A 17,696-nucleotide genomic window follows, 5' to 3' on the forward strand; every position below is an offset into this window, starting at 1 on the left:
ACCTCAGGCCGCCGCGGCCACCCGGACGCGGCGGACCAGCCGGTGATCGACCCACCAGAACAGACCGGCCAGGACGAAGTACAGCCCCAGGATGGCGCCGACGTAGACCGCGATCCCGGCATAGCCCAACGTCGGCACGTCGAGGATGACGTAGGGGTACCAGTCCACCAGCGCCCCGCGGACCAGCGTGACCACCAGCCAGGCCACCGGAATCAGCGCGGAGGCCAGCACCCGGCGGCCAGTGACCTGTCCCCGGGGCCCGAAGAGCAGCCACAGCAGCGGCGCCAGGATCGGGGTGATCACGTGCTGCACCGCGTCCAGTACGGCGTTGAACAGTGGCAGGACGGTGTCATCGCGCAGCAGGACGTTGAAGACCACTCCGGTGATGACCAGACAGACCAGTCCGCTGAGCCGCACGGCACCGAACACCGCACCCCGGCCCGACGGGCGCAGGGCCAGCAGCAACGCCGTGATGCCGACCAGGAAGTTGGACATGAAGGTGAAGAACAGGGGTTGGTTGACCAGGTTCTGCCACCCGGCCGCCCACAGGCGCGTCCACCCGGCGCCCTCGGGAATCGTCGAGGACTCGGTGGCACCGATGAACAATGAGGCCGCATTGGCGCCCAGGGCCAGCAGCGCCAGCACGCCGTGGGCCGCGCGTCCGGCGGCGCCCATCCGGTGGTGCCCGACCGAGGGGATCACGCCACCTCGCCGGCGAACAGCCCGAGCAGCGGCACCGCGTCGGCCGCACTGCCGCAGACCTGGTCGATGACCGCGGTCAGCCAGCTGGTCACCGCCGCCCGCTGGTCGGCGTCCAACGAGCGGATCGCGGTCAGGTAGTCCGTGCCGTGGGCCGCCTGGGTGGCCAGGTGCTCGACCAGGGCTTCCGGTGCCGCCACGCTCACCGGTGCGGTGGCCGCCAGGAAGTCACCGGACCGCTCGACCAGTTCCCGGCGGGCCTCGTCGTCGGGTTCGATGCGGGCCAGCAGTGCCTCCACCCGCTTGACCCGTTCCCGGTGGCCGGCGTCCAGTGCCGCCAGCGCGCCCGCCTGCACGTGCGAGCCGAAGCCCTGTCGGGCAAAGAACACGCTGCGCACCTGCTGGTACCAGTTCTGCAGCGCCACCAGGGAGCCGATGTAGGTCAGGTTCTTCTCGAGCAGGGCGTTCAGTCGGCGGTAGCGGTGCCGCGTGTTGGGACGCCGCAGGCCCGGCACCTGCTCGGGCAGGACCAGCACCCCGTCCTCGTCGATGTCGTCGCGCAGCACCGAACCTGCCCCCACCACCACGCCGAACCCGGTGCGCACCGGGCCCACGGCCCCACCCTGCCCGCCCAGGAAGATCGCGGGCTGGTCGACCAGCACCCCGCGCGGCACGTCCCCGAACAGGGAGGGGGTGGACTTGTCACCGTCGGGGGTGAAGTTGAAGTGGATGTAGCTCGAGCCCACCTCGGAATGGTCCTTCGCGCTGGTGCCACCGGTCAGCATCGCGTCGCAGAAGTTGATCAGGCTGCCCAGGGTGGCATGGGGGAACAGGATCGTCTGCTTCAACCCGACGGTGTGGGCGCCGCTGGCATGTTCCTCGATCAGGGTGCCCGGTCGCACGTGCGCGCCCAGCCCCATGGACGCACCCTCCAGGAACACCGCCCCGCTGAAGAAACCGCCCTCGAGGCGGACCTTGGGCCCCAGTTGGCAGTTCTCGATGGTCACCGGGCCCTCGGACCCCAGGACGCAGCCGGGCGAGATCACCGTCCGGGCCCCCCGAATCCGGGCGCCGGGGTGGATCACCACGTTGCTGCCGATCAGGTTCACGTCCACGTCGTCGTCGATGTCGACCGTCCACGGGTTGGGGATGGTGGCCCCACGCTCGATCAGCGCGGCCACCTTCGCGAAGCCTCGGGGCAGCGGCACCCCGCCGGGTACGGTGTGGGACATGCGTTCCTCCTGGGTCGGATGCAGCAGAGCCTAGTCACCCCGGTGTCGCCTATCCTTGCGCCATGGCCGAGATCCGGAAGTTCACGCAGGGCAGGGGCGGCGAGATAGCGCAGGCACTCGCCAAGGCGATGGGTGAGGGCGTGCGGCCCGCCACCCCCGGTGACGGTGGCACCCCGACCCCCAGGGCCACGGCACCGGCGTCGGGTCCGACCGTGACCTCCGGGGTGATCTGGGACCCGTTCCTCAAGACCACTCCCGCCAAGGCGCTGAAGAAGCCAGCGCCGGCCCCCGAACAGGACGCCGACTGATCCGTCCCCAGGCGGCGTCCTAGGCCTGCTTGGGGTGACGTGCCCAGTAGAAGCAGTACAGCCCGTACAGCCCCAGCCCGACCCCCACCGCAGCCAGCAGCGCTGCACCGAAGGGTCGTTCGAGCAGCCCGTGCAACGCCTGGTCCAGGCCGCCCGCCTGTTCGGGGTCAAAGGTGACGGCGGCCGTGACGAACAGCACCCCGACCAGACCGTAGGCCACGCCCTTGGCAATGAAACCGGCCCCGGCCGCCCGGCGTCCGGCTCCGGTGAGGTTGCGGTCCAGGTCCTCGTTGAACGTGCCGCGGATTCCCTTGATCGCCTGGTAGACGCCGTAGCCGACGATCGCCAGGCCGACCAGTCCGACCAGGACCTCGCCCAACGGCAGCTCCATCAACCGGCGGCTGAACGACTGCTGCTGCTGGCCACCCTGGCTGGCCGACGGGCCGCTCGCCAGACGCGCCGAGGCGATGGCCAGGTAGCCGAAGATGACCGATCGCAAGAGCGACGAGCCGCGTTTGCGCCAGCGCTTCAAGCCCTCGAACTCGCGGTGACCCACCAGCAGCAGCACCAGTTGCCACACCACCAGCATGGCGAAGCCGGCAGCCACCACACCCAGCAGCACCCGTCCCATCGGGGCATCGGAGAGCAGTCGCAGCGCACCGGAGTTGCTGGTCTCGCCGTTGTCGCTGCCCGAGGTGGCCAGGGTCACCGCGAGCCAGCCGATCAGCAGGTGCACGATGCCGTAACTGACCAGCCCGACCTTGACCAGGGCGCGGTAGGCGGACGAGCGGCTGATGGTGTGGGCGGCGTCGCGGCCGCTGTCGAGTGCCTGGTCGGCGGCGTCGCGCGCACGCTCGGCATGGGGGTTCATGCCAGCACTCTAGGGCTCCGACGCCTGCGCGGCATCGGGTTGTGCGAGTCATTGTCCGGCGCTACGTTGTCGGCGTGGTCAGGACCCCCAGATGACGTGGCACATCGACCCGGCGAGCCCGCTTCCGCCCTATGAGCAGCTGAAGGCCCAACTCGTGGCCCAGATGGACAGCGGCGAGCTGCTGGTCGGCACCCGACTGCCCTCGGTGCGCCGCCTGGCCGCCGACCTGGGGCTCGCGCCCAACACCGTCGCCCGCACCTATCGTGAGCTCGAGGGCGAGGGTTACGTCACCACTGCCGGGCGCCATGGCACCGTCGTGGCCCAGCGGGACACCGGCGACGAGGTCCAGCAGCGGGCGATCGCCCTGACCGGACAGTACGTGGCCAACATGAAGGCGCTGGGCCTGGGCCGGGCCGCCGCCGAGGAGCACCTGCGCACCGCCTGGCAGCAGCCGTCCACGCCGGTCACCTGAGCCTGTTCCCGAGACCCTGTGCGCCGCTTCGAACACGGTGGTGGCGCCTGGACCGCAGTAGAACCAGGTCGAACCCGCACCAGCGAGTTCGAAGGTGGAAGTGGCTGCCCGAGCGAGAAGACCTGACGTCGAATACTCAGCCCAGCAGCCTCAGCACGGCACTGACCCGGCGGTGCACGTCGGCATCGGAGTGCAGCCCCAGCTTGGCGAAGATCCGCTGGGTGTGCTTCTCGACCGCACCCTCGGTGACCACCAGGCGTCGGGCGATCCCGGCATTGGTGTGCCCCTCGGCCATCAGTTCCAGCACCTCACGCTCCCGGGGGGTGAGCGCCGCCACCGGGTCGGCTGCCCGTCCCCGTCCCATCAGCTGGGCCACCACTTCGGGATCGAGCACCATGCCGCCGTGCGCGACTCGCTCCACCGAGTCGAGGAACTCGTCGATGTCGCTGACCCGGTCCTTCAGCAGGTAGCCGATCGCGCCGGTACCGGAGGAGAGCAGTTCGGTGGCGTAGGAGAGCACCACGTACTGGCTGAGCAGCAGGATCGGGGCGCTCGGCCACTGGCTGCGAATCCGCATGGCCGCCTGCAGCCCCTCGTCGGTGTGCGACGGCGGCATCCGGATGTCACTGATGACCAGGTCGGGACGCATCGCCAGTGCGCGCGAGACCAGATCGTCGCCGGTGCCGACCCCGGCGATGACGTCGTGGCCGCCGTCGCCCAGGATCAGGGTCAGGCCCTCACGCAGCAGGACCGAGTCGTCCGCGATCAGGATGCGCAAGGGATCACCGCCTCAATGGTGGTCGGGCCCCCCTCGGGGGAGGTCACGGTCAGGGTACCGTCGACGCCCGCCAGTCGGTCGCCGAGCCCGCGCAGCCCGTGACCCTTCGCGGGGCTCGCACCGCCCAGGCCGTCGTCGCTGACCGTGGCGAACAGCCACTGGTCCTGCACCCCGATGAAGACCTCGGCGTTGGTGGCCCCGGAATGCTTGTTGAGGTTGGCCAGCGCCTCGGACACCACGAAGTAGGCGGCGGTCTCGACGTGGTCGGGCAGGTCCTGGGGCAGGTCGGCGTAGACGGTGACCGGGACGACCGACCGGGCGGCCGACTCCATGATGGCGGCCTCCAGACCGCGGTCGACCAGCACCGGAGGGGCGATGCCGCGGGACAGTTGGCGAAGTTCGGCCAGGGTGTCCTGGGTGGCGGTCATGGCCTCGGCGATCAACTGCTCCGCCTTCGCCGGGTCGGTGGCGGCCTGCCGCTTGGCACGGGCCAGGTCCATGCTGAGCCGGACGAGGCGCTGCTGCGGACCGTCGTGGATGTCACGCTCGAGGCGGCGCAGCGCATCGGACTCGGCCTGGCGGACCGCGGCCCGGCTCTGGGTGAGGGTGGCGATCTGGGCCTGGCTGTCGGCGCGCGAATTCAGCAGCAGGTCGGACAGGCCGGTCTGCACCTTCGTCCAGCCGCGCAGGACGAACGGCGCGCTGACCAGGAACAGCAGGCCGGCGACGAACTGGGTGGCCACGTCGAACATCAGCGGCAGGGGCAGGCCCAGCAGTTCACCCAGACCGGTCTGGTCCTCGCCGAAGATGTTCTCGGTGATGATGCTGGCCAGCGGCCCGCCGACGGTGGCCAGGGCGCCCACGCACCAGGTCAGCGCGATGCAGAAGCCGAGGGTGGAGATGACGAAGCCGACCAGGGTCCACAGCACGTCCAGCCACGACTGTGGGTCGGTCAGCGGACGCAGCAGGCGCTGCAGGGTGGTGGCATCAGCCCGGGCCGGCAGGTAGGGACTGGGCAGCAGCGGGCGGTGGCTGACCGAGGCGATCCAGCGGCGCTCGGCGCTGGCGATGCCCCGCGCCGTCAGCAGCCCGCCGGCCATGATCGGGATGCCGACCCAGATGATGGCCGTCGAGACACCGGTGACGACCAGGGTGATGACGGCGATGAATCCGAGCAGCAGCATGAACCAGTTGCCGAGCAGGTAGCCGGCGTCGTGGCCGAACTGGCGGGCCCGGGAACGGGGCGGCTCGCCGCCGGTGCGCGGGGCGGAAAGGGTGTGTGTGGTCATGTCCCCAGCCTTCCGGTGCGCGTCTGCTGCCAGTATCCCGCAGGCAGGCCAACGGGGGTGGGGCCAGCCCGACAGGTGACGTCGCGCTCAGGGCTGCTGGACGTCCTCGCGCTCGGCGTCGAGTTCGGCCAGGGCGCCGCTGCGGTCGGGGGCGTGCCGGGTCAGTTCCCACTCGGGGTTGCCGGGCAGCCCGTCCAGGCCTGGGTTCGGCTCGGGGGCGGCCATGATGGTCGACCCGCGCCGGGAGCTGTAGAAGACCATGCCCACGCAGACGATCGTGGCGACCCCGGCGATCAGGAAGCGCACCCAGTGCGGGTCGCCACCCAGGCTCGACATGCCCACCGCGGCCGGGGCGATCAACAGTGCCACCAGGTTCATCACCTTGAGCAGCGGGTTGATGGCGGGTCCGGCGGTGTCCTTGAACGGGTCGCCGACGGTGTCGCCGATCACCACGGCCGCATGCGCCGGTGAGCCCTTGCCACCGTGGTGCCCGTCCTCGACGAGCTTCTTGGCGTTGTCCCAGGCTCCGCCGGAATTGGCCAGGAAGACCGCCATCAGGGTGCCGCAGGCGATGGCACCGGCCAGGTAGCCCGCCAGCGCCGGCACCCCCAGACCGAAGCCGACCGCGATCGGGGCCAGGACGGCCAGCAGGCCGGGGGTGGTCAGTTCCCGCAGCGAGTCCTTGGTGACGATGTCGACGACCTTGCTGTACTCCGGACGTCCGGTGCCCTCCATGATTCCGGGGATCTCCCGGAACTGGCGGCGCACCTCGAAGACGACCGCGCCGGCGGCTCGTCCGACGGCCTGGATCGCCAGCCCCGAGAACAGGAAGACCACCGCGGCGCCGACCATCAGCCCGACCAGTACTGCGGGGGAGAAGACCACCGAGGCCAGTTCGAAGTCGTGGTAGCGCTCCTTGAGGACGGTGGCGACGGCGTCGGTGAAGGCCCCGAACAGGGCGGTGGCGGCCAGCACCGCGGTCGCGATGGCGATGCCCTTGGTGATGGCCTTGGTGGTGTTGCCCACCGCGTCCAGTTCGGTGAGGATCTGGGCCCCCTCACCGTCGACGTCCCCGGACATCTCGGCGATGCCCTGGGCATTGTCGGAGACCGGTCCGAAGGTGTCCATGGCCACGATGACACCGACCGTGGTCAGCAGCCCGCAGCCGGCCAGGGCAATGGCGAACAGGCCGATCACCCCGGCCCCGCCCAGGCTGAAGGCGCCGAGCACCGCTGCCGCGATCAGCAGGCCGGTGATCACCGAGGACTCCAGCCCCAGCGCCAGACCCGAGAGGATGACGGTGGCCGCCCCGGTCAGGGAGGTGTTGCCGACGTCCTGGACGGGCCGGTGCTCGGTGCCGGTGTAGTAGCCGGTCAGCGACAGGATGACCGCGGCCAGGGCGATGCCGATGGTGACCGCACCGAAGGCGACCAGCTGCGGATCATCAATCGGGCCGCGGTACTCGGCGACGCCGAGGTCGGCGAAGGAGCTGGGCAGGTAGGCCCAGGCGGCCACCCCGGAGAGCACCAACGAGAACAGGGCCGAGGCGTAGAAGGCCCGGTTGATGGTCTTCAACCCGTTCTCACCGGCACGGGGACGCATCAGGTAGACCCCGGCCAGAGCGGTCAGCACGCCGATGGCGGGGATGATCAGCGGGAACACCAGACCCTGCTCGCCGAATGCGGCCCGGCCGAGGATCAGGGCGGCGACCAGGGTCACCGCGTAGGACTCGAACAGGTCGGCGGCCATTCCGGCGCAGTCGCCCACGTTGTCGCCGACGTTGTCGGCGATGGTGGCGGCGTTGCGGGGGTCGTCCTCGGGAATGTTCTGCTCGACCTTGCCGACCAGGTCGGCGCCGACGTCGGCGGCCTTGGTGAAGATGCCACCGCCGACCCGCATGAACATGGCCAGCAGCGCCGCACCGAACCCGAAGCCCTCGAGGATCACCGGGGCGTCACCACCGAAGGCGAGCACCACCAGGGCAGCGCCGAGCAGTCCCAGGCCGATGGTGGCCATGCCGACCGCGGCGCCGGTGCGGAAGGCGATCTTCATGGCCGGGTCCCGGCCCTGGTCGCGAGCCGCAGCGGCCACCCGCACGTTGGCGCGCACGGCCAGCCGCATGCCCATCCAGCCGATCAGCGCGGAAAAGCCGGCACCGGCCAAGAAGGCCACCGATCGGGCTGCCCGCAGCCCGACCGCATCGCCGTCCCCGTGGACGGGCAGGATCAACAGCGCCACAAAGGCCACCACCGCGAAGATGCCCAGGGTGCGGAACTGCCGGGCCAGGTAGGCACCGGCACCCTCCTGCACGGCCAGGGCGATGGCCCGCATGCTGTCGGTGCCGTCGGCGGCGCGCAGCACCTGCGCGCGATAGACCAGCGACATCGCCACGGCGAGCGCGGCCAGGGCCGCTATCACGACGACGATGGTCACGCTGCCAGATGACAGGGAGACCTCGAGGGGGTCGATGGGCATGCGCACACCTCCATTGGCATGCGCGGCACCGTTGCCGCGCAGATGGTTCCCGGGGAGCCGAGTGGGGTGAGCTTAACAGCGCCCGTGGCTGCCGGTGTGCGGGTCAGGCGAGTCCGAGGAAATCGACCATCGTGTCGACCAGGGCGTGGGCCTCGTCCTCGGTGGCGGCCTCGGCGAAGATCCGCAGCACCGGTTCGGTGCCCGAGAAGCGGGCCACCAGCCACGCATCCGCCCCGAAGTGCACCTTCATCCCGTCCAGGTAGCTGACCTCGGTGACCGGACGGCCGAATTCGGGCAGCTCCCGGCGTTCGAACAGCTGGGCCATCAGCGCCTCGCGGCGGGCCGGGGTGAAACCCCAGGCGGTCTCGACCATCTCCAGGCTGCCGTACTCGGCGACGATGTCGGCCCAGTGCTCACTGAGACGGCGCTTGCTGGCCGCGAGCATCTCGACCAGCAGCGAGGCGGCGTAGACGCCGTCCTTGCCGGCGATGTGGCCGCGCACGGTCAGGCCGCCGGACGACTCCCCGCCAATGATGGCCCCGTGCTGGTCCATGGCGGCGCTGATGTGCTTGAACCCGACCGGCACCTCGTAGCACTGCTCACCGTGCCTTTCGGCGACCCGGTCGAGCAGGTGGGTGGTGGCCAGGTTGCGCACCACCGGACCGTGCCAGCCCTTGTCCACCAGCAGGTAGCGGTACAGCAGCACCAGGATCTGGTTGGCCGACAGGAAGTTGCCCTGGTCGTCGATGATGCCCAGCCGGTCGGCGTCACCGTCGGTGCCGATGCCCAGGTCGGCCCCCGAGTCGCGCACCTTCTGCTTGAGCTCGTGCAGGGTGTCCCAGTTCGGTGAGGGCAGTCGGCCCCCGAACAGGGTGTCGTGGCGACTGTTGATCACCTCCACGTCGCAGCGGGCGGTCATCAAAATGGTCTGCAGGCAGGTCTGCGAGACCCCGAACATCGGGTCGAGGACGACCGTGAGGTGGGCGTGGCGGATGGTGTCGACGTCGACCTGGTCAAGGATCGAGTCGATGTACCAGTTCATGGACTTCTGCACCGTGACCAGGGCATGCCCGTGGATCTCGTGGCTGGGCACGCTGACCACGTCGTCGGCCGTCAGTGCGTTGACCTGGTCCTGCAGGGAGGCGGTGACGGCAGCGTCGGCATCGCGGCCGCCGGCGGTGAACACCTTGACGCCGTTGTACAGCGCCGGGTTGTGGGAGGCCGTGATCGCCACACCGTAGGCGGTGTCCAGGCTCCGGACGGTGTACATGATCATCGGCGTCGGCGCCGCCCGGTCGATCAGGGTCACCGGGATGCCGTTGCCGACCATCACCTCGGCCAGCCACCAGGCCGACTCCCGGGACAGGAACCGTCGGTCGTAGCCGATGACGATGCCACGCTCGGCCACGCCCTCGTCCAGCATCCGCTGGGCCAGGCCCTGGCCCAGCAGGCGCAGGTTGGCCATGGTGAAGCCGTCGGCGATGATGGCACGCCATCCGCCGGTCCCGAATTCGATCACGACTCCAACGTAGCGGCCACCCGCCGCCGACCCACCGAGGTGATCACTCAGCGTGGGCGTTCGCTCACACCGGTGCGTCGGCGAAGGTGGCGGTGTCGATGACGAAGCGGAACATCACGTCACCGTCGACCACCCGCTCGTAGGCGGCGTCCACGTCGTCCACGCCGATCGTCTCGATGCGGGCGGCCAACCCGTGCTCGGCGCAGAAGTCCAGCATCTGCTGGGTCTCGGGAATGCCGCCAATGTTCGAACCGGTCAGCACCTTGCCGCCGCCGATCAGCGAACCGGCACGCACCGCCATCGCCTCCGGCGGCGCGCCCACCACGGCCATCACGCCGCGCGGCTTGAGCAGGCCGAGGTAGGCGTCCAGGTCGATGGAGGCGCTGATGGTGTTGAGGATGAAGTCGAACTCGCCGCGGTGCTCCTCGAAGAAGCCGTCCTCGGTGGTGGACAGGGTGCGGGCAGCACCGAGTTCGCCTGCGACCTCCGCCTTGCGCAGGCTGCGGGAGAGCACGGTGACGTCGGCCCCCTTGGCGGCCGCGATCTGGACGCCCATGTGGCCCAGACCGCCCAGGCCGAGCACGGCCACCTTGTCCCCGGCGCCGACGTTCCAGCGGGCGATGGGGGAGTAGGTGGTGATGCCGGCGCACAGCAAGGGCGCGGCGACGTCGAAGTCCAGCGCCTCGGGGATGCGGCAGACGAACCTCTCGTTGACGACCACCTTCTCGGAGTAGCCGCCCTGGGTGATGGTGCCGTCGACGTCCTCGGCGTCGTAGGTGCCGACCGCGCCATTGAGGCAGCAGTTCTCGAACCCTGCGGTGCACTGCTCGCAGGTGCCGCAGGAGTTGACCAGGCAACCCACCCCCACCCGGTCACCGACGGCCCAGTTGGTCACCGCCGACCCGACTGCCTCGACCACCCCGGCGATCTCGTGGCCCACCGCCAGCGGGAAGTGCGCGGGCCCCCACTCGTTGCGGATGGTGTGGATGTCGCTGTGACAGATGCCGGCCGCCTTGATGGCGATGACCACGTCGTCGGGACGCGGGTCGCGGCGTTCGATGGTGCGCACCTGGAACGGCTGGTCGACGGCGGTCTTCTGCAGGGCCTTGACGGTGATGGGCATGGTTCCTCCTCAGGACGTGGGCGACTGTACGCCCCGACGCGTGACCGATGCGACAACCGTGATCCCTTGTTGACCTGCGACCACGCCCCTACAGTGTTGCTCGAGCGACAACCCCGCACGCACTGGTGCTGCGGGCACGCATGTCACACCTCACCGTCGAGAACAGGACTGCCCCATGACCTCCAGCAGCGTCAACCCCACCAGCGTCGAGCCCACCATCGTCGAGCCCAGCACCGTCGGAATGTCCGCCGAGGGGCTCGGCCGCATCGACACCCTGGTCGAGAAGCACCTGGCCGAGAACGCCTACCAGGGCATCGTCGTCCTGGTCGCCCGGCACGGTCAGGTCTGCTACTTCAAGGCCTTCGGCAAGGCCGACGAGCAGGTGCCGATGCAGACCGATTCCGTCTTCCGGTTGGCCTCCATGTCCAAGGTGCCCACCGCGGTCGCCGTGCTGCAGCTGTGGGAACGGGGACTCATTGCCCTGTCCGACCCGATCTCGACCTACATTCCCGCCTTCAAGGACATGCAGGTCGTCGTTGCCCAGGCCGACGGCAGCTACGAACTCGAACCGGCCCGACGCGAGATCACCATCCACGACCTGCTCACCATGACCGCCGGCATGACCAACACCTGGTGGGACGGGGCCTTCGCACCCCACGGCTACCAGGTCGTCCCGAAGCTGCTGGCAGAGGCCGGCGTGCGTGACGACATGAACAACCCGCCCATCACGCTGGAGGACAACATCAACAAGCTGGCGACGGTGCCGCTGCTGGCCCACCCCGGTGAGATGTTCGACTACTCCAACAACAGCGTCGACACCCTGTGCCGGCTGGTCGAGGTGGTCTCGGGACAGAGTTTCGACCAGTACCTGCGCGACCACATCTTCGGCCCGTTAGAGATGGACGAGACCTGGTTCTACATCCCCGAGGAGCACAGGGCCCGGTTGGCCGAGATCTACCTGCCCGGACGCGACGAGCGCCAGACCGAGAACGTCCAGGTCGGTCCGCTGACGCTGGGACCTGAGGGCGCGCACAGCCCCGACCACACCTACTTCAGCGGCGCCGGCGGCCTGCACGGCACCACGGCCGACTACTTCCGCTTCGCCCAGATGCTGTTGAACAAGGGGGAACTGGACGGGGTGCGGGTGCTCAGCCCCGCCGCGGTGGAACTGATGACCAGCAACCAGATCGGGGAGTTGACCAACTGGCAGCTCACCGACAACAAGTGGGGCTACCAGGTCGACATCCAGCAGGACGTCAATGCCCCGGCCGGGTCCATCGCCTACCTCGGCGGCGCCGGTGCCTACAGCTGGCAGGGCTACTTCTCGACGAAGTTCGTGAACAACCCGGCCCGTGACACCGTCATCCTGACCATGTCGACGGTCGCCGCCGACGGGGCCCTGCCGCACAACCTGCGGATCGTGGCCATCGCCAACGCGGCCGTGGTCGACTGAGGTCTGGTGACCAGCCCGGACATCTTCTGCCAGATGATCGCAGGACAGGCCGAGGTGGATCCTGTCCTGCGCACCGCCACCAGCATCGCCTTCCTCGACCACCGACCGGTGTTCAAGGGCCATGTCCTGGTCTGCCCGCTGGAGCACGTCGAGGACCTGGCCGGACTTCCGGCCGCCTCGGTGGCGGGCTTCTTCTCCGACGTCCAGCGGGTGGCCGCGGCGCTGCCCGAGGCGCTCGGCTGCCAGGGCACCTTCGTGGCCATCAACAACCAGGTCAGCCAGTCGGTGCCGCACCTGCATGCCCACGTCGTCCCCCGCACCAGGGGGGACGGGCTGCGGGGTTTCTTCTGGCCTCGGCACGCCTACGCCGAGGGTCAACTGGTCGAGTACGCCGACCGGATCCGCTCGGCGCTGACCCTGCACCACGGCCAGCCGTGACCGGTTCGTCCCCGCGGCAAGCGCGTCACCGCGCTGTAGCCTTCCGACCATGAATCCCACCCCGGACGCCCGCCGCAGCATCGACGCTCCCGGCATCGTCCAGGTCGACCACGCGCTGTGGACCGAGCCGTCGACGCTGCCGCTCACCCACGGGGTCGTCTCCTGGACCCCGCAGGAGCTCACCTGCCGGCTCATCACCCACGAGACCGAACCACGCACCACCTTCCACCAGCCCAACGACCCGGTCCACCGCGACTCCTGCCTGGAGTGGTTCCTGGCGCCCTGGCCCGGCACCGGCTGGTACCTCAACCTGGAGACCAACAGCGCCGGCACCCTGTTCGCCGCGTTCGGCACCACCGCGGACCGGACGTTGCTGGCCGCCGACCTGCGGGTGCTGGTGGGGGTCCGGGCCGACGTGGCCGACGACCAGTGGTCGATCACCTGGACGGTGCCCGTCGACCTGCTCGACGCCCTGGCCGGGATCGCCGCCCAGCAGCCGATCACCCTGACCGCCGGCACGGTCATGGAGACCAACTTCTACAAGTGCGGCGACGACACGGACGCACCCCACTATGGCGCCTGGCAGCCGATTGACGCCGAACGCCCGCAGTTCCACCGCCCCGACCAGTTCGGACGGCTCGTCCTGCGCTGAGCCGTCCGGCGACCAGCGCGGTACTCGCTCAGGCCTCGTCGGTCTCGGCGGTCGCCGGACGATCGGTCGATGGTCCCGCAGCCACGGTGTTTCCCGTGGAGGACGCCGCCGAGCCCTGGGTGTCCGGCGGCGGGGCGGTCTCGGAGCTGCCGTGCTGCAGCTCCTGGTCGGGGGTGCTGGCGTCGTGCTCGTGGCCGGGCTGGGACTGGTTCTGGTCCATGATCATTCCTCTCGTTGGTGAAACTACGCCGTCAGTCGTGGTCGCTGAGGTCGGTGGTGGCGGGACCCTCGAGCAGGGTGCCGTCGGGGGCGAACCGGGAGCCGTGGATGGGGCAGTCCCAGGACTTCTCGATGTCGTTCCACGACAGGATGCCGCCCAGGTGGGTGCAGACACCGCTGACGCGGCAGCTGCGCCCGTCGACCGTGGAGACGGCTGTCGGGGCCACCGGATTGCCCTCCAGACGCCCTTCGCCTTCGGCCGGGGGAGTCCTGGAGGCAGCATGCCCGGGGGTGGCGAGGGCGGCGCGGTCGCCCACCGCATGCTGAAGGGTGGAGCCGACCCGGGCGACGGTTTCACCCAGTTGCCGCAGGTGCACACCATGGCCGTGCAGCCCGGCCGCGAACCCGGGGACCTGCCCCAGGACATGACCGGCCAGCACCTGACCGGCCGCCGCCCCGGTGGCCAGACCCCACTTGTCGAAGCCGGTGGCCACCAGCAGGGTGCCGTCGGTCCCGGTGGCGGGGCCGACGCTGGGCATCCCGGTGGTCAGCCGGTAGTCCTGGGCCGACCAGGACCACGATGGCTCACCGACGCCCAGGTTCGCGCGGGCCCAGCCTTGGAGTTCGGCAACGTGCTGGGCCGCCGATCCGATGCCGACGGCGTGCCCACCGCCGCCGACGAGCAGGAACGTGCCCCGGGAGGTCGTGGCCGTCCTCAGAGACCGGGCATTGTCGTCCAGCGAGATGGCCATGGGCAGGCGGGTGTCCTCGTCGACCGGGTAGGCGAGCACGTAGGAGCGGTGGGCCGACATGCCCGCCGTATGTCCGGTGCGGTTCAGGATGGGAGCCTGGGTGGCCAGCACCAGGTGCCCCGCGGTGATCGGTCCGGCCGTGGTGTCCACGGTCCAGGGCCTGCGCATCGACACGTCGCGGACCCGGACCCCCTCGACGATCACCCCGCCGAGTTCCACCAGCTCGGCGGCCAATACCCGTACTGCGGCCAGTGGATCGATCTGGGCCTGGTCGGGCAGCAGGATCGCGTCGGTGACGGTGAACGGCAGACCGGGATGCGGGGCGTCCACGACGGGAAGGCCGGCCAGGCGTGAGGACTCCCGCTCGGCCTGGACGGCCCTGGCGCCCTGGGTGGTGACCGCGTAGGTCAGCGCATCACGGATCTCGGGCTCGATGCCGCCGCGCCGCAGGGCGGCCAGCAGCCACCCCTGTCCGGCCCGGTTGGCCTCGACGTAGGCCTTGAGCGTGTCGTCGTCGACGTGCTGGCGCACCTGTTGCAACTGGGAGCCCTGCAGCAGGGTCACCTTGGCGCTGCTGTGACCGGTGGTCCCGGAACCGACGCGGTAGGCCTCGACCACGACCACCCGGACGCCGCCGCGGGCCAGTTGCACCGCGGTGCTCATTCCCGTGATGCCCGCCCCCACCACCAGCACGTCGGCGTGGCCGGGCAGGTCGGTGGCGTCCACGGGGTCGCGGGGTCTCTGGTCGGCCAGACCCCACCACAACGAGCGACGGTCGTGTTGGCTCATGGCAATCCTCAGTGTCGTGGCGATGATCACGCAATGCTCACACGATCCCACGTCCGCCCGGCTCTGGGGCGGGATAGGCGATCTCGGGCGGCGGGGCCACTGCGAACCAGCAGGTGTCGCTTCGACCTCGGCATACCCAGGTCGGGGCGACACCACAGTGTTCGACGTGGTGGTGGCATTGGCCACAGGGCGGTTGTGCTGGGCCGCAGGGTGGGACAGAGTCAATCCCATGGACCTTCCCTCAGCGCCGCCACCGCCGCCAGTCGCAGGCATTGCCCCACCGGCCCCGGCGGTGCTCGTCCAAGGCCTGGCGAAGGCGTTCGGCAGGAAGGTTGCCGTCCAGCCGACCCAGTTGGCGGTCCCCCGCGGAAGCTTCTATGGCGTCGTCGGCCCCAATGGCGCCGGGAAGACGACCCTGATCAGGATGGCCACCGGGCTGCTGCGCCCCGACCAGGGACGCGTCATCGTTGACGGCATCGACGTCTGGGCCGACCCCGTCCACGCCAAGGCCAATATCGGCATTCTTCCCGACGAGCGGCGCATGTTCGAACGCCTGTCGGGGCGGGAGTTGCTGCTCTACAACGGGTTGTTGCGCGGCATGGACGAGAAACTGGTCAGGGCCCGCATCGAGGACCTGCTCGCCGTGCTCGAACTGTCCGAGGACGGCAACACGCTGGTGGTCGACTACTCCGCGGGCATGCACAAGAAGGTCGCATTGGCGGCGGCGCTGCTGCACGACCCGCGGGTGCTCTTCCTGGACGAACCCCTCGAATCCGTCGACCCGGTCTCGGCCCGGACGATCCGTGAGGTGTTGAGCCGTCTGGTCGACCGTGGCGCCACCGTCATCCTGTCCAGCCACGTGATGGAGACCGTCCAGCAGTTGTGCAGCCATGTCGCGATCATGGCGGCCGGCGTCATCGTCGCCGCCGGTCCGATGGACCAGGTGCGCCGGGGACGCGGCCTCGAGGACCGCTTCATCGAGCTCGTGGGGGCACCCAGTGCCGAGATCGAGGGGAGGCTGGCATGGTTGGGCACTTCCTCCGACTCAAGGTCGCATTGATCATTGCCGGGTTCCGCACCGGGAACGTCCCCCGCATCATTGGCAGCGTCCTCGGACTGCTGGCGGGGCTGGTGGCCGGCGTCGGCGGTCTGGTCGGCGGGGTGCTGCTGGGCATGGCACCCGAACCGTGGCAGTCCTGGGCACTGCAGGCATCGCTGGCGGTGGTGCTGCTGGTGTGGGTGCTCGGCCCGATGCTGATCGCCGGCTCAGATGCGGCCATGGACCCCGTCAAGCTGACCCTGCTGCCGTTGTCGCGGCGGCAACTGGCGTCCGGGCTGGGGTTGGCGTCGCTGGTCGGGCCCGGCGGGTTGGCCACGGTGCTGGCCATGATCGGTGTCGCCATCGGTCTGGCCGGTCGTCCTGCCGGCCTGCCGCTGGTGGTGGCCGGGGTGGCGCTGTTCACCGTCACCTGCGCCATGGTCAGCCGGCTGGTCGTCTCGCTGGTCGGCTTCGGGTTGCGCAAGCGCGGCACCCGCGACGTGCTGGCCGTGGCGATTCCGCTGGCGGTCGTGGTGCTGTCGCAGCTGCCCAACCTGCTCAGCCAACTGGCCACCAACCAGAGCGCCGAGGCGACCCAGAAGATGCTGGGCACGGTGGCCGGGGTGACCCGGTTCCTGCCCAGTTCGTTCGCCGCCGAAGTGATCCTGGCCGGGCGGGACGGCCACCTCGGGCGGGGTCTGGTCGAACTGCTGGCCGGTCTGGTCCTGGTCGTCATCCTGGGTTGGCTGTGGACGCTGCTGCTGGCCAAGGTGATGACCAGCCCGCCGGTCTCGGGAGCCGCCGAGCGCCGGGACGGGGAGCTGAGGTTCCCGTTCGCGCGGGTCCTGAGCCGGTTCTCGCCGCGGGTGCGGGCCGTGATCGGCAAGGACATCATCCTGATGTTCCGTGAACCGGCCCAGCGCGTGGGTGTGATCATCATCGTCATCTTCGGGCTGGCGGCCGTGGTCGTCCCGGCGATCCTGCTGCGCGACTACCCGCTGGCCAGTTACATCGTCGCCGGTGTCGCGTGGATGCTGGGCGTCACCTACACCAACATGTACGGCTATGACGGCAGCTCGCTGTGGGTCAACGTGGCCGCCGGCGACGACGCCAGGTCCGACCTGATGGGCAAGCTGGTCGCCCGACTGCTGGTCTACACCCCGGTGCTGGTGGTGTTCGCGGTGGCCCTTCCGGTGGTCATCGCGCCCCGGTTGACGGTCTCGGTGGTCGGCATCACGCTGGGGGTGTGGTTCGTCGGCATCGGCCTGGGACTGCTGCAGTCGGTGATTGCCCCCTACCCGATCAAGGTCTCCGAGGACTCGCTGATGGCCACCAATTCGGGCAGCTTCACCGCCTTCGTGGCGCAACTGGTCGCGTTCCCGGTGCTGGGGGTCGTCTGCGGGCCGTTCGTGGCCCTGGCCATGTTGAACGTTGAGCACCCGTGGTGGCCGACGCTGGCCGGGGTCGGTTCGGCGGTCACCGGCGGGTTGGCGATGTGGGGCATGTGGGTGGCCGCGACCCGGTACAGCGCCGGACGCCAACCAGAGATCCTGGGCATGGTCTCCAAGCGCGCCGAGGCCTGAGCGGG

At 69.8% G+C, this 17,696-nt stretch carries 17 protein-coding genes; 7 read left to right on the forward strand and 10 right to left on the reverse strand.

The genetic code is table 11. The features are described from left to right. Positions 1-3 precede the first annotated feature (3 nt). Both IPV09_RS04335 and IPV09_RS04340 read right to left on the reverse strand, forming a co-directional pair. Positions 4-702 (reverse strand): Pr6Pr family membrane protein, encoded by a 699-nt coding sequence (locus tag IPV09_RS04335; RefSeq protein WP_207473946.1) that lies wholly within the window; start codon positions 700-702, stop codon positions 4-6. Then, positions 699-1,931 (reverse strand): UDP-N-acetylglucosamine pyrophosphorylase, encoded by a 1,233-nt coding sequence (locus IPV09_RS04340; protein ID WP_370590215.1) that lies wholly within the window; start codon positions 1,929-1,931, stop codon positions 699-701. Before IPV09_RS04340 ends, IPV09_RS04335 begins: the two co-directional genes overlap by 4 nt. Before the next feature lie 62 nt (positions 1,932-1,993). On the opposite strand from IPV09_RS04340, the gene IPV09_RS04345 reads away from it, so the two are divergent. Continuing rightward, positions 1,994-2,239 (forward strand): hypothetical protein, encoded by a 246-nt coding sequence (locus tag IPV09_RS04345; protein ID WP_207473947.1) that lies wholly within the window; start codon positions 1,994-1,996, stop codon positions 2,237-2,239. A gap of 19 nt (positions 2,240-2,258) precedes the next feature. On the opposite strand, the gene IPV09_RS04350 is transcribed toward IPV09_RS04345, so the two are convergent. Beyond that, positions 2,259-3,110 (reverse strand): DUF1206 domain-containing protein, encoded by an 852-nt coding sequence (locus IPV09_RS04350; protein WP_207473948.1) that lies wholly within the window; start codon positions 3,108-3,110, stop codon positions 2,259-2,261. 91 nt (positions 3,111-3,201) lie between these two features. On the opposite strand from IPV09_RS04350, the gene IPV09_RS04355 reads away from it, so the two are divergent. Then, the gene (locus IPV09_RS04355) at positions 3,202-3,582 is read left to right on the forward strand and encodes a GntR family transcriptional regulator (protein WP_207473950.1); all 381 of its coding nucleotides are present in this window, start codon (positions 3,202-3,204) and stop codon (positions 3,580-3,582) included. A 136-nt stretch (positions 3,583-3,718) separates the two neighbouring features. On the opposite strand, the gene IPV09_RS04360 is transcribed toward IPV09_RS04355, so the two are convergent. From IPV09_RS04360 to IPV09_RS04380, 5 genes are all read right to left on the reverse strand, one after another. Then, the gene (locus tag IPV09_RS04360) at positions 3,719-4,360 is read right to left on the reverse strand and encodes a response regulator transcription factor (RefSeq protein WP_207473951.1); all 642 of its coding nucleotides are present in this window, start codon (positions 4,358-4,360) and stop codon (positions 3,719-3,721) included. Beyond that, positions 4,348-5,649 carry a sensor domain-containing protein gene (locus IPV09_RS04365; RefSeq protein ID WP_207473952.1) on the reverse strand — a complete coding sequence of 434 codons (1,302 nt, stop codon included), beginning with the start codon at positions 5,647-5,649 and terminating at the stop codon, positions 4,348-4,350. Before IPV09_RS04365 ends, IPV09_RS04360 begins: the two co-directional genes overlap by 13 nt. An 87-nt stretch (positions 5,650-5,736) precedes the next feature. Beyond that, positions 5,737-8,124 carry a sodium-translocating pyrophosphatase gene (locus IPV09_RS04370; protein WP_207473953.1) on the reverse strand — a complete coding sequence of 796 codons (2,388 nt, stop codon included), beginning with the start codon at positions 8,122-8,124 and terminating at the stop codon, positions 5,737-5,739. Between the two features lie 103 nt (positions 8,125-8,227). Beyond that, a complete protein-coding gene (locus IPV09_RS04375; RefSeq protein WP_370590216.1) occupies positions 8,228-9,643 on the reverse strand; it encodes a phosphoglucomutase/phosphomannomutase family protein in 1,416 nt (471 codons plus the stop codon). 64 nt (positions 9,644-9,707) lie between these two features. Next, positions 9,708-10,766, reverse strand: coding sequence for an NAD(P)-dependent alcohol dehydrogenase (locus IPV09_RS04380; protein WP_207473954.1), 1,059 nt, complete (start codon positions 10,764-10,766; stop codon positions 9,708-9,710). Between the two features lie 175 nt (positions 10,767-10,941). Here IPV09_RS04380 and IPV09_RS04385 point away from each other — a divergent pair, with 175 nt between their 5' ends. Genes IPV09_RS04385 through IPV09_RS04395 form a run of 3 tightly spaced genes read left to right on the forward strand, consistent with a single transcriptional unit; the run spans position 10,942 to position 13,309 of the window. Next, positions 10,942-12,219, forward strand: a complete 1,278-nt coding sequence (locus IPV09_RS04385) for a serine hydrolase (RefSeq protein ID WP_207473955.1) — start codon at positions 10,942-10,944, stop codon at positions 12,217-12,219. Positions 12,220-12,225: 6 nt separating this feature from the next. Next, positions 12,226-12,657 carry an HIT family protein gene (locus tag IPV09_RS04390; RefSeq protein WP_370590217.1) on the forward strand — a complete coding sequence of 144 codons (432 nt, stop codon included), beginning with the start codon at positions 12,226-12,228 and terminating at the stop codon, positions 12,655-12,657. Positions 12,658-12,706: 49 nt separating this feature from the next. After that, positions 12,707-13,309 carry a carbohydrate-binding family 9-like protein gene (locus IPV09_RS04395; protein ID WP_207473956.1) on the forward strand — a complete coding sequence of 201 codons (603 nt, stop codon included), beginning with the start codon at positions 12,707-12,709 and terminating at the stop codon, positions 13,307-13,309. Positions 13,310-13,337: 28 nt separating this feature from the next. Here the strand turns inward: IPV09_RS04395 and IPV09_RS04400 are convergent, their stop codons facing one another. Together IPV09_RS04400 and IPV09_RS04405 are read right to left on the reverse strand one after the other, a co-directional pair. Beyond that, positions 13,338-13,529, reverse strand: coding sequence for a hypothetical protein (locus IPV09_RS04400; RefSeq protein ID WP_207473957.1), 192 nt, complete (start codon positions 13,527-13,529; stop codon positions 13,338-13,340). Positions 13,530-13,560: 31 nt separating this feature from the next. Next, positions 13,561-15,069: an FAD-dependent oxidoreductase gene (locus IPV09_RS04405; protein ID WP_207473958.1), complete on the reverse strand. Its 1,509-nt coding sequence runs from the start codon at positions 15,067-15,069 to the stop codon at positions 13,561-13,563. 229 nt (positions 15,070-15,298) lie between these two features. Between IPV09_RS04405 and IPV09_RS04410 the strand changes: the two genes are divergently transcribed. Together IPV09_RS04410 and IPV09_RS04415 are read left to right on the forward strand one after the other, a co-directional pair. After that, positions 15,299-16,129 carry an ABC transporter ATP-binding protein gene (locus tag IPV09_RS04410; RefSeq protein ID WP_207473959.1) on the forward strand — a complete coding sequence of 277 codons (831 nt, stop codon included), beginning with the start codon at positions 15,299-15,301 and terminating at the stop codon, positions 16,127-16,129. Beyond that, on the forward strand, positions 16,093-17,691 hold the full coding sequence (locus tag IPV09_RS04415) for a hypothetical protein (RefSeq protein ID WP_207473960.1): 1,599 nt from the start codon (positions 16,093-16,095) through the stop codon (positions 17,689-17,691). Before IPV09_RS04410 ends, IPV09_RS04415 begins: the two co-directional genes overlap by 37 nt. Positions 17,692-17,696 lie beyond the last annotated feature (5 nt).

Source organism: Tessaracoccus sp. SD287 (assembly GCF_017355265.1).
Taxonomy (GTDB): domain Bacteria; phylum Actinomycetota; class Actinomycetes; order Propionibacteriales; family Propionibacteriaceae; genus Aestuariimicrobium.

What these genes read in the sequence shown, in the direction of transcription:
- IPV09_RS04350 (WP_207473948.1), bottom strand. Translation starts at nt 3,110, where the DNA reads ATGAACCCCCATGCCGAGCGTGCGCGCGACGCCGCCGACCAGGCACTC.
- IPV09_RS04355 (WP_207473950.1), top strand. Translation starts at nt 3,202, where the DNA reads ATGACGTGGCACATCGACCCGGCGAGCCCGCTTCCGCCCTATGAGCAG.
- IPV09_RS04385 (WP_207473955.1), top strand. Translation starts at nt 10,942, where the DNA reads ATGACCTCCAGCAGCGTCAACCCCACCAGCGTCGAGCCCACCATCGTC.
- IPV09_RS04370 (WP_207473953.1), bottom strand. Translation starts at nt 8,124, where the DNA reads ATGCCCATCGACCCCCTCGAGGTCTCCCTGTCATCTGGCAGCGTGACC.
- IPV09_RS04345 (WP_207473947.1), top strand. Translation starts at nt 1,994, where the DNA reads ATGGCCGAGATCCGGAAGTTCACGCAGGGCAGGGGCGGCGAGATAGCG.
- IPV09_RS04365 (WP_207473952.1), bottom strand. Translation starts at nt 5,649, where the DNA reads ATGACCACACACACCCTTTCCGCCCCGCGCACCGGCGGCGAGCCGCCC.
- IPV09_RS04410 (WP_207473959.1), top strand. Translation starts at nt 15,299, where the DNA reads ATGGACCTTCCCTCAGCGCCGCCACCGCCGCCAGTCGCAGGCATTGCC.
- IPV09_RS04405 (WP_207473958.1), bottom strand. Translation starts at nt 15,069, where the DNA reads ATGAGCCAACACGACCGTCGCTCGTTGTGGTGGGGTCTGGCCGACCAG.
- IPV09_RS04400 (WP_207473957.1), bottom strand. Translation starts at nt 13,529, where the DNA reads ATGGACCAGAACCAGTCCCAGCCCGGCCACGAGCACGACGCCAGCACC.
- IPV09_RS04340 (WP_370590215.1), bottom strand. Translation starts at nt 1,931, where the DNA reads ATGTCCCACACCGTACCCGGCGGGGTGCCGCTGCCCCGAGGCTTCGCG.
- IPV09_RS04415 (WP_207473960.1), top strand. Translation starts at nt 16,093, where the DNA reads ATGGTTGGGCACTTCCTCCGACTCAAGGTCGCATTGATCATTGCCGGG.
- IPV09_RS04380 (WP_207473954.1), bottom strand. Translation starts at nt 10,766, where the DNA reads ATGCCCATCACCGTCAAGGCCCTGCAGAAGACCGCCGTCGACCAGCCG.
- IPV09_RS04395 (WP_207473956.1), top strand. Translation starts at nt 12,707, where the DNA reads ATGAATCCCACCCCGGACGCCCGCCGCAGCATCGACGCTCCCGGCATC.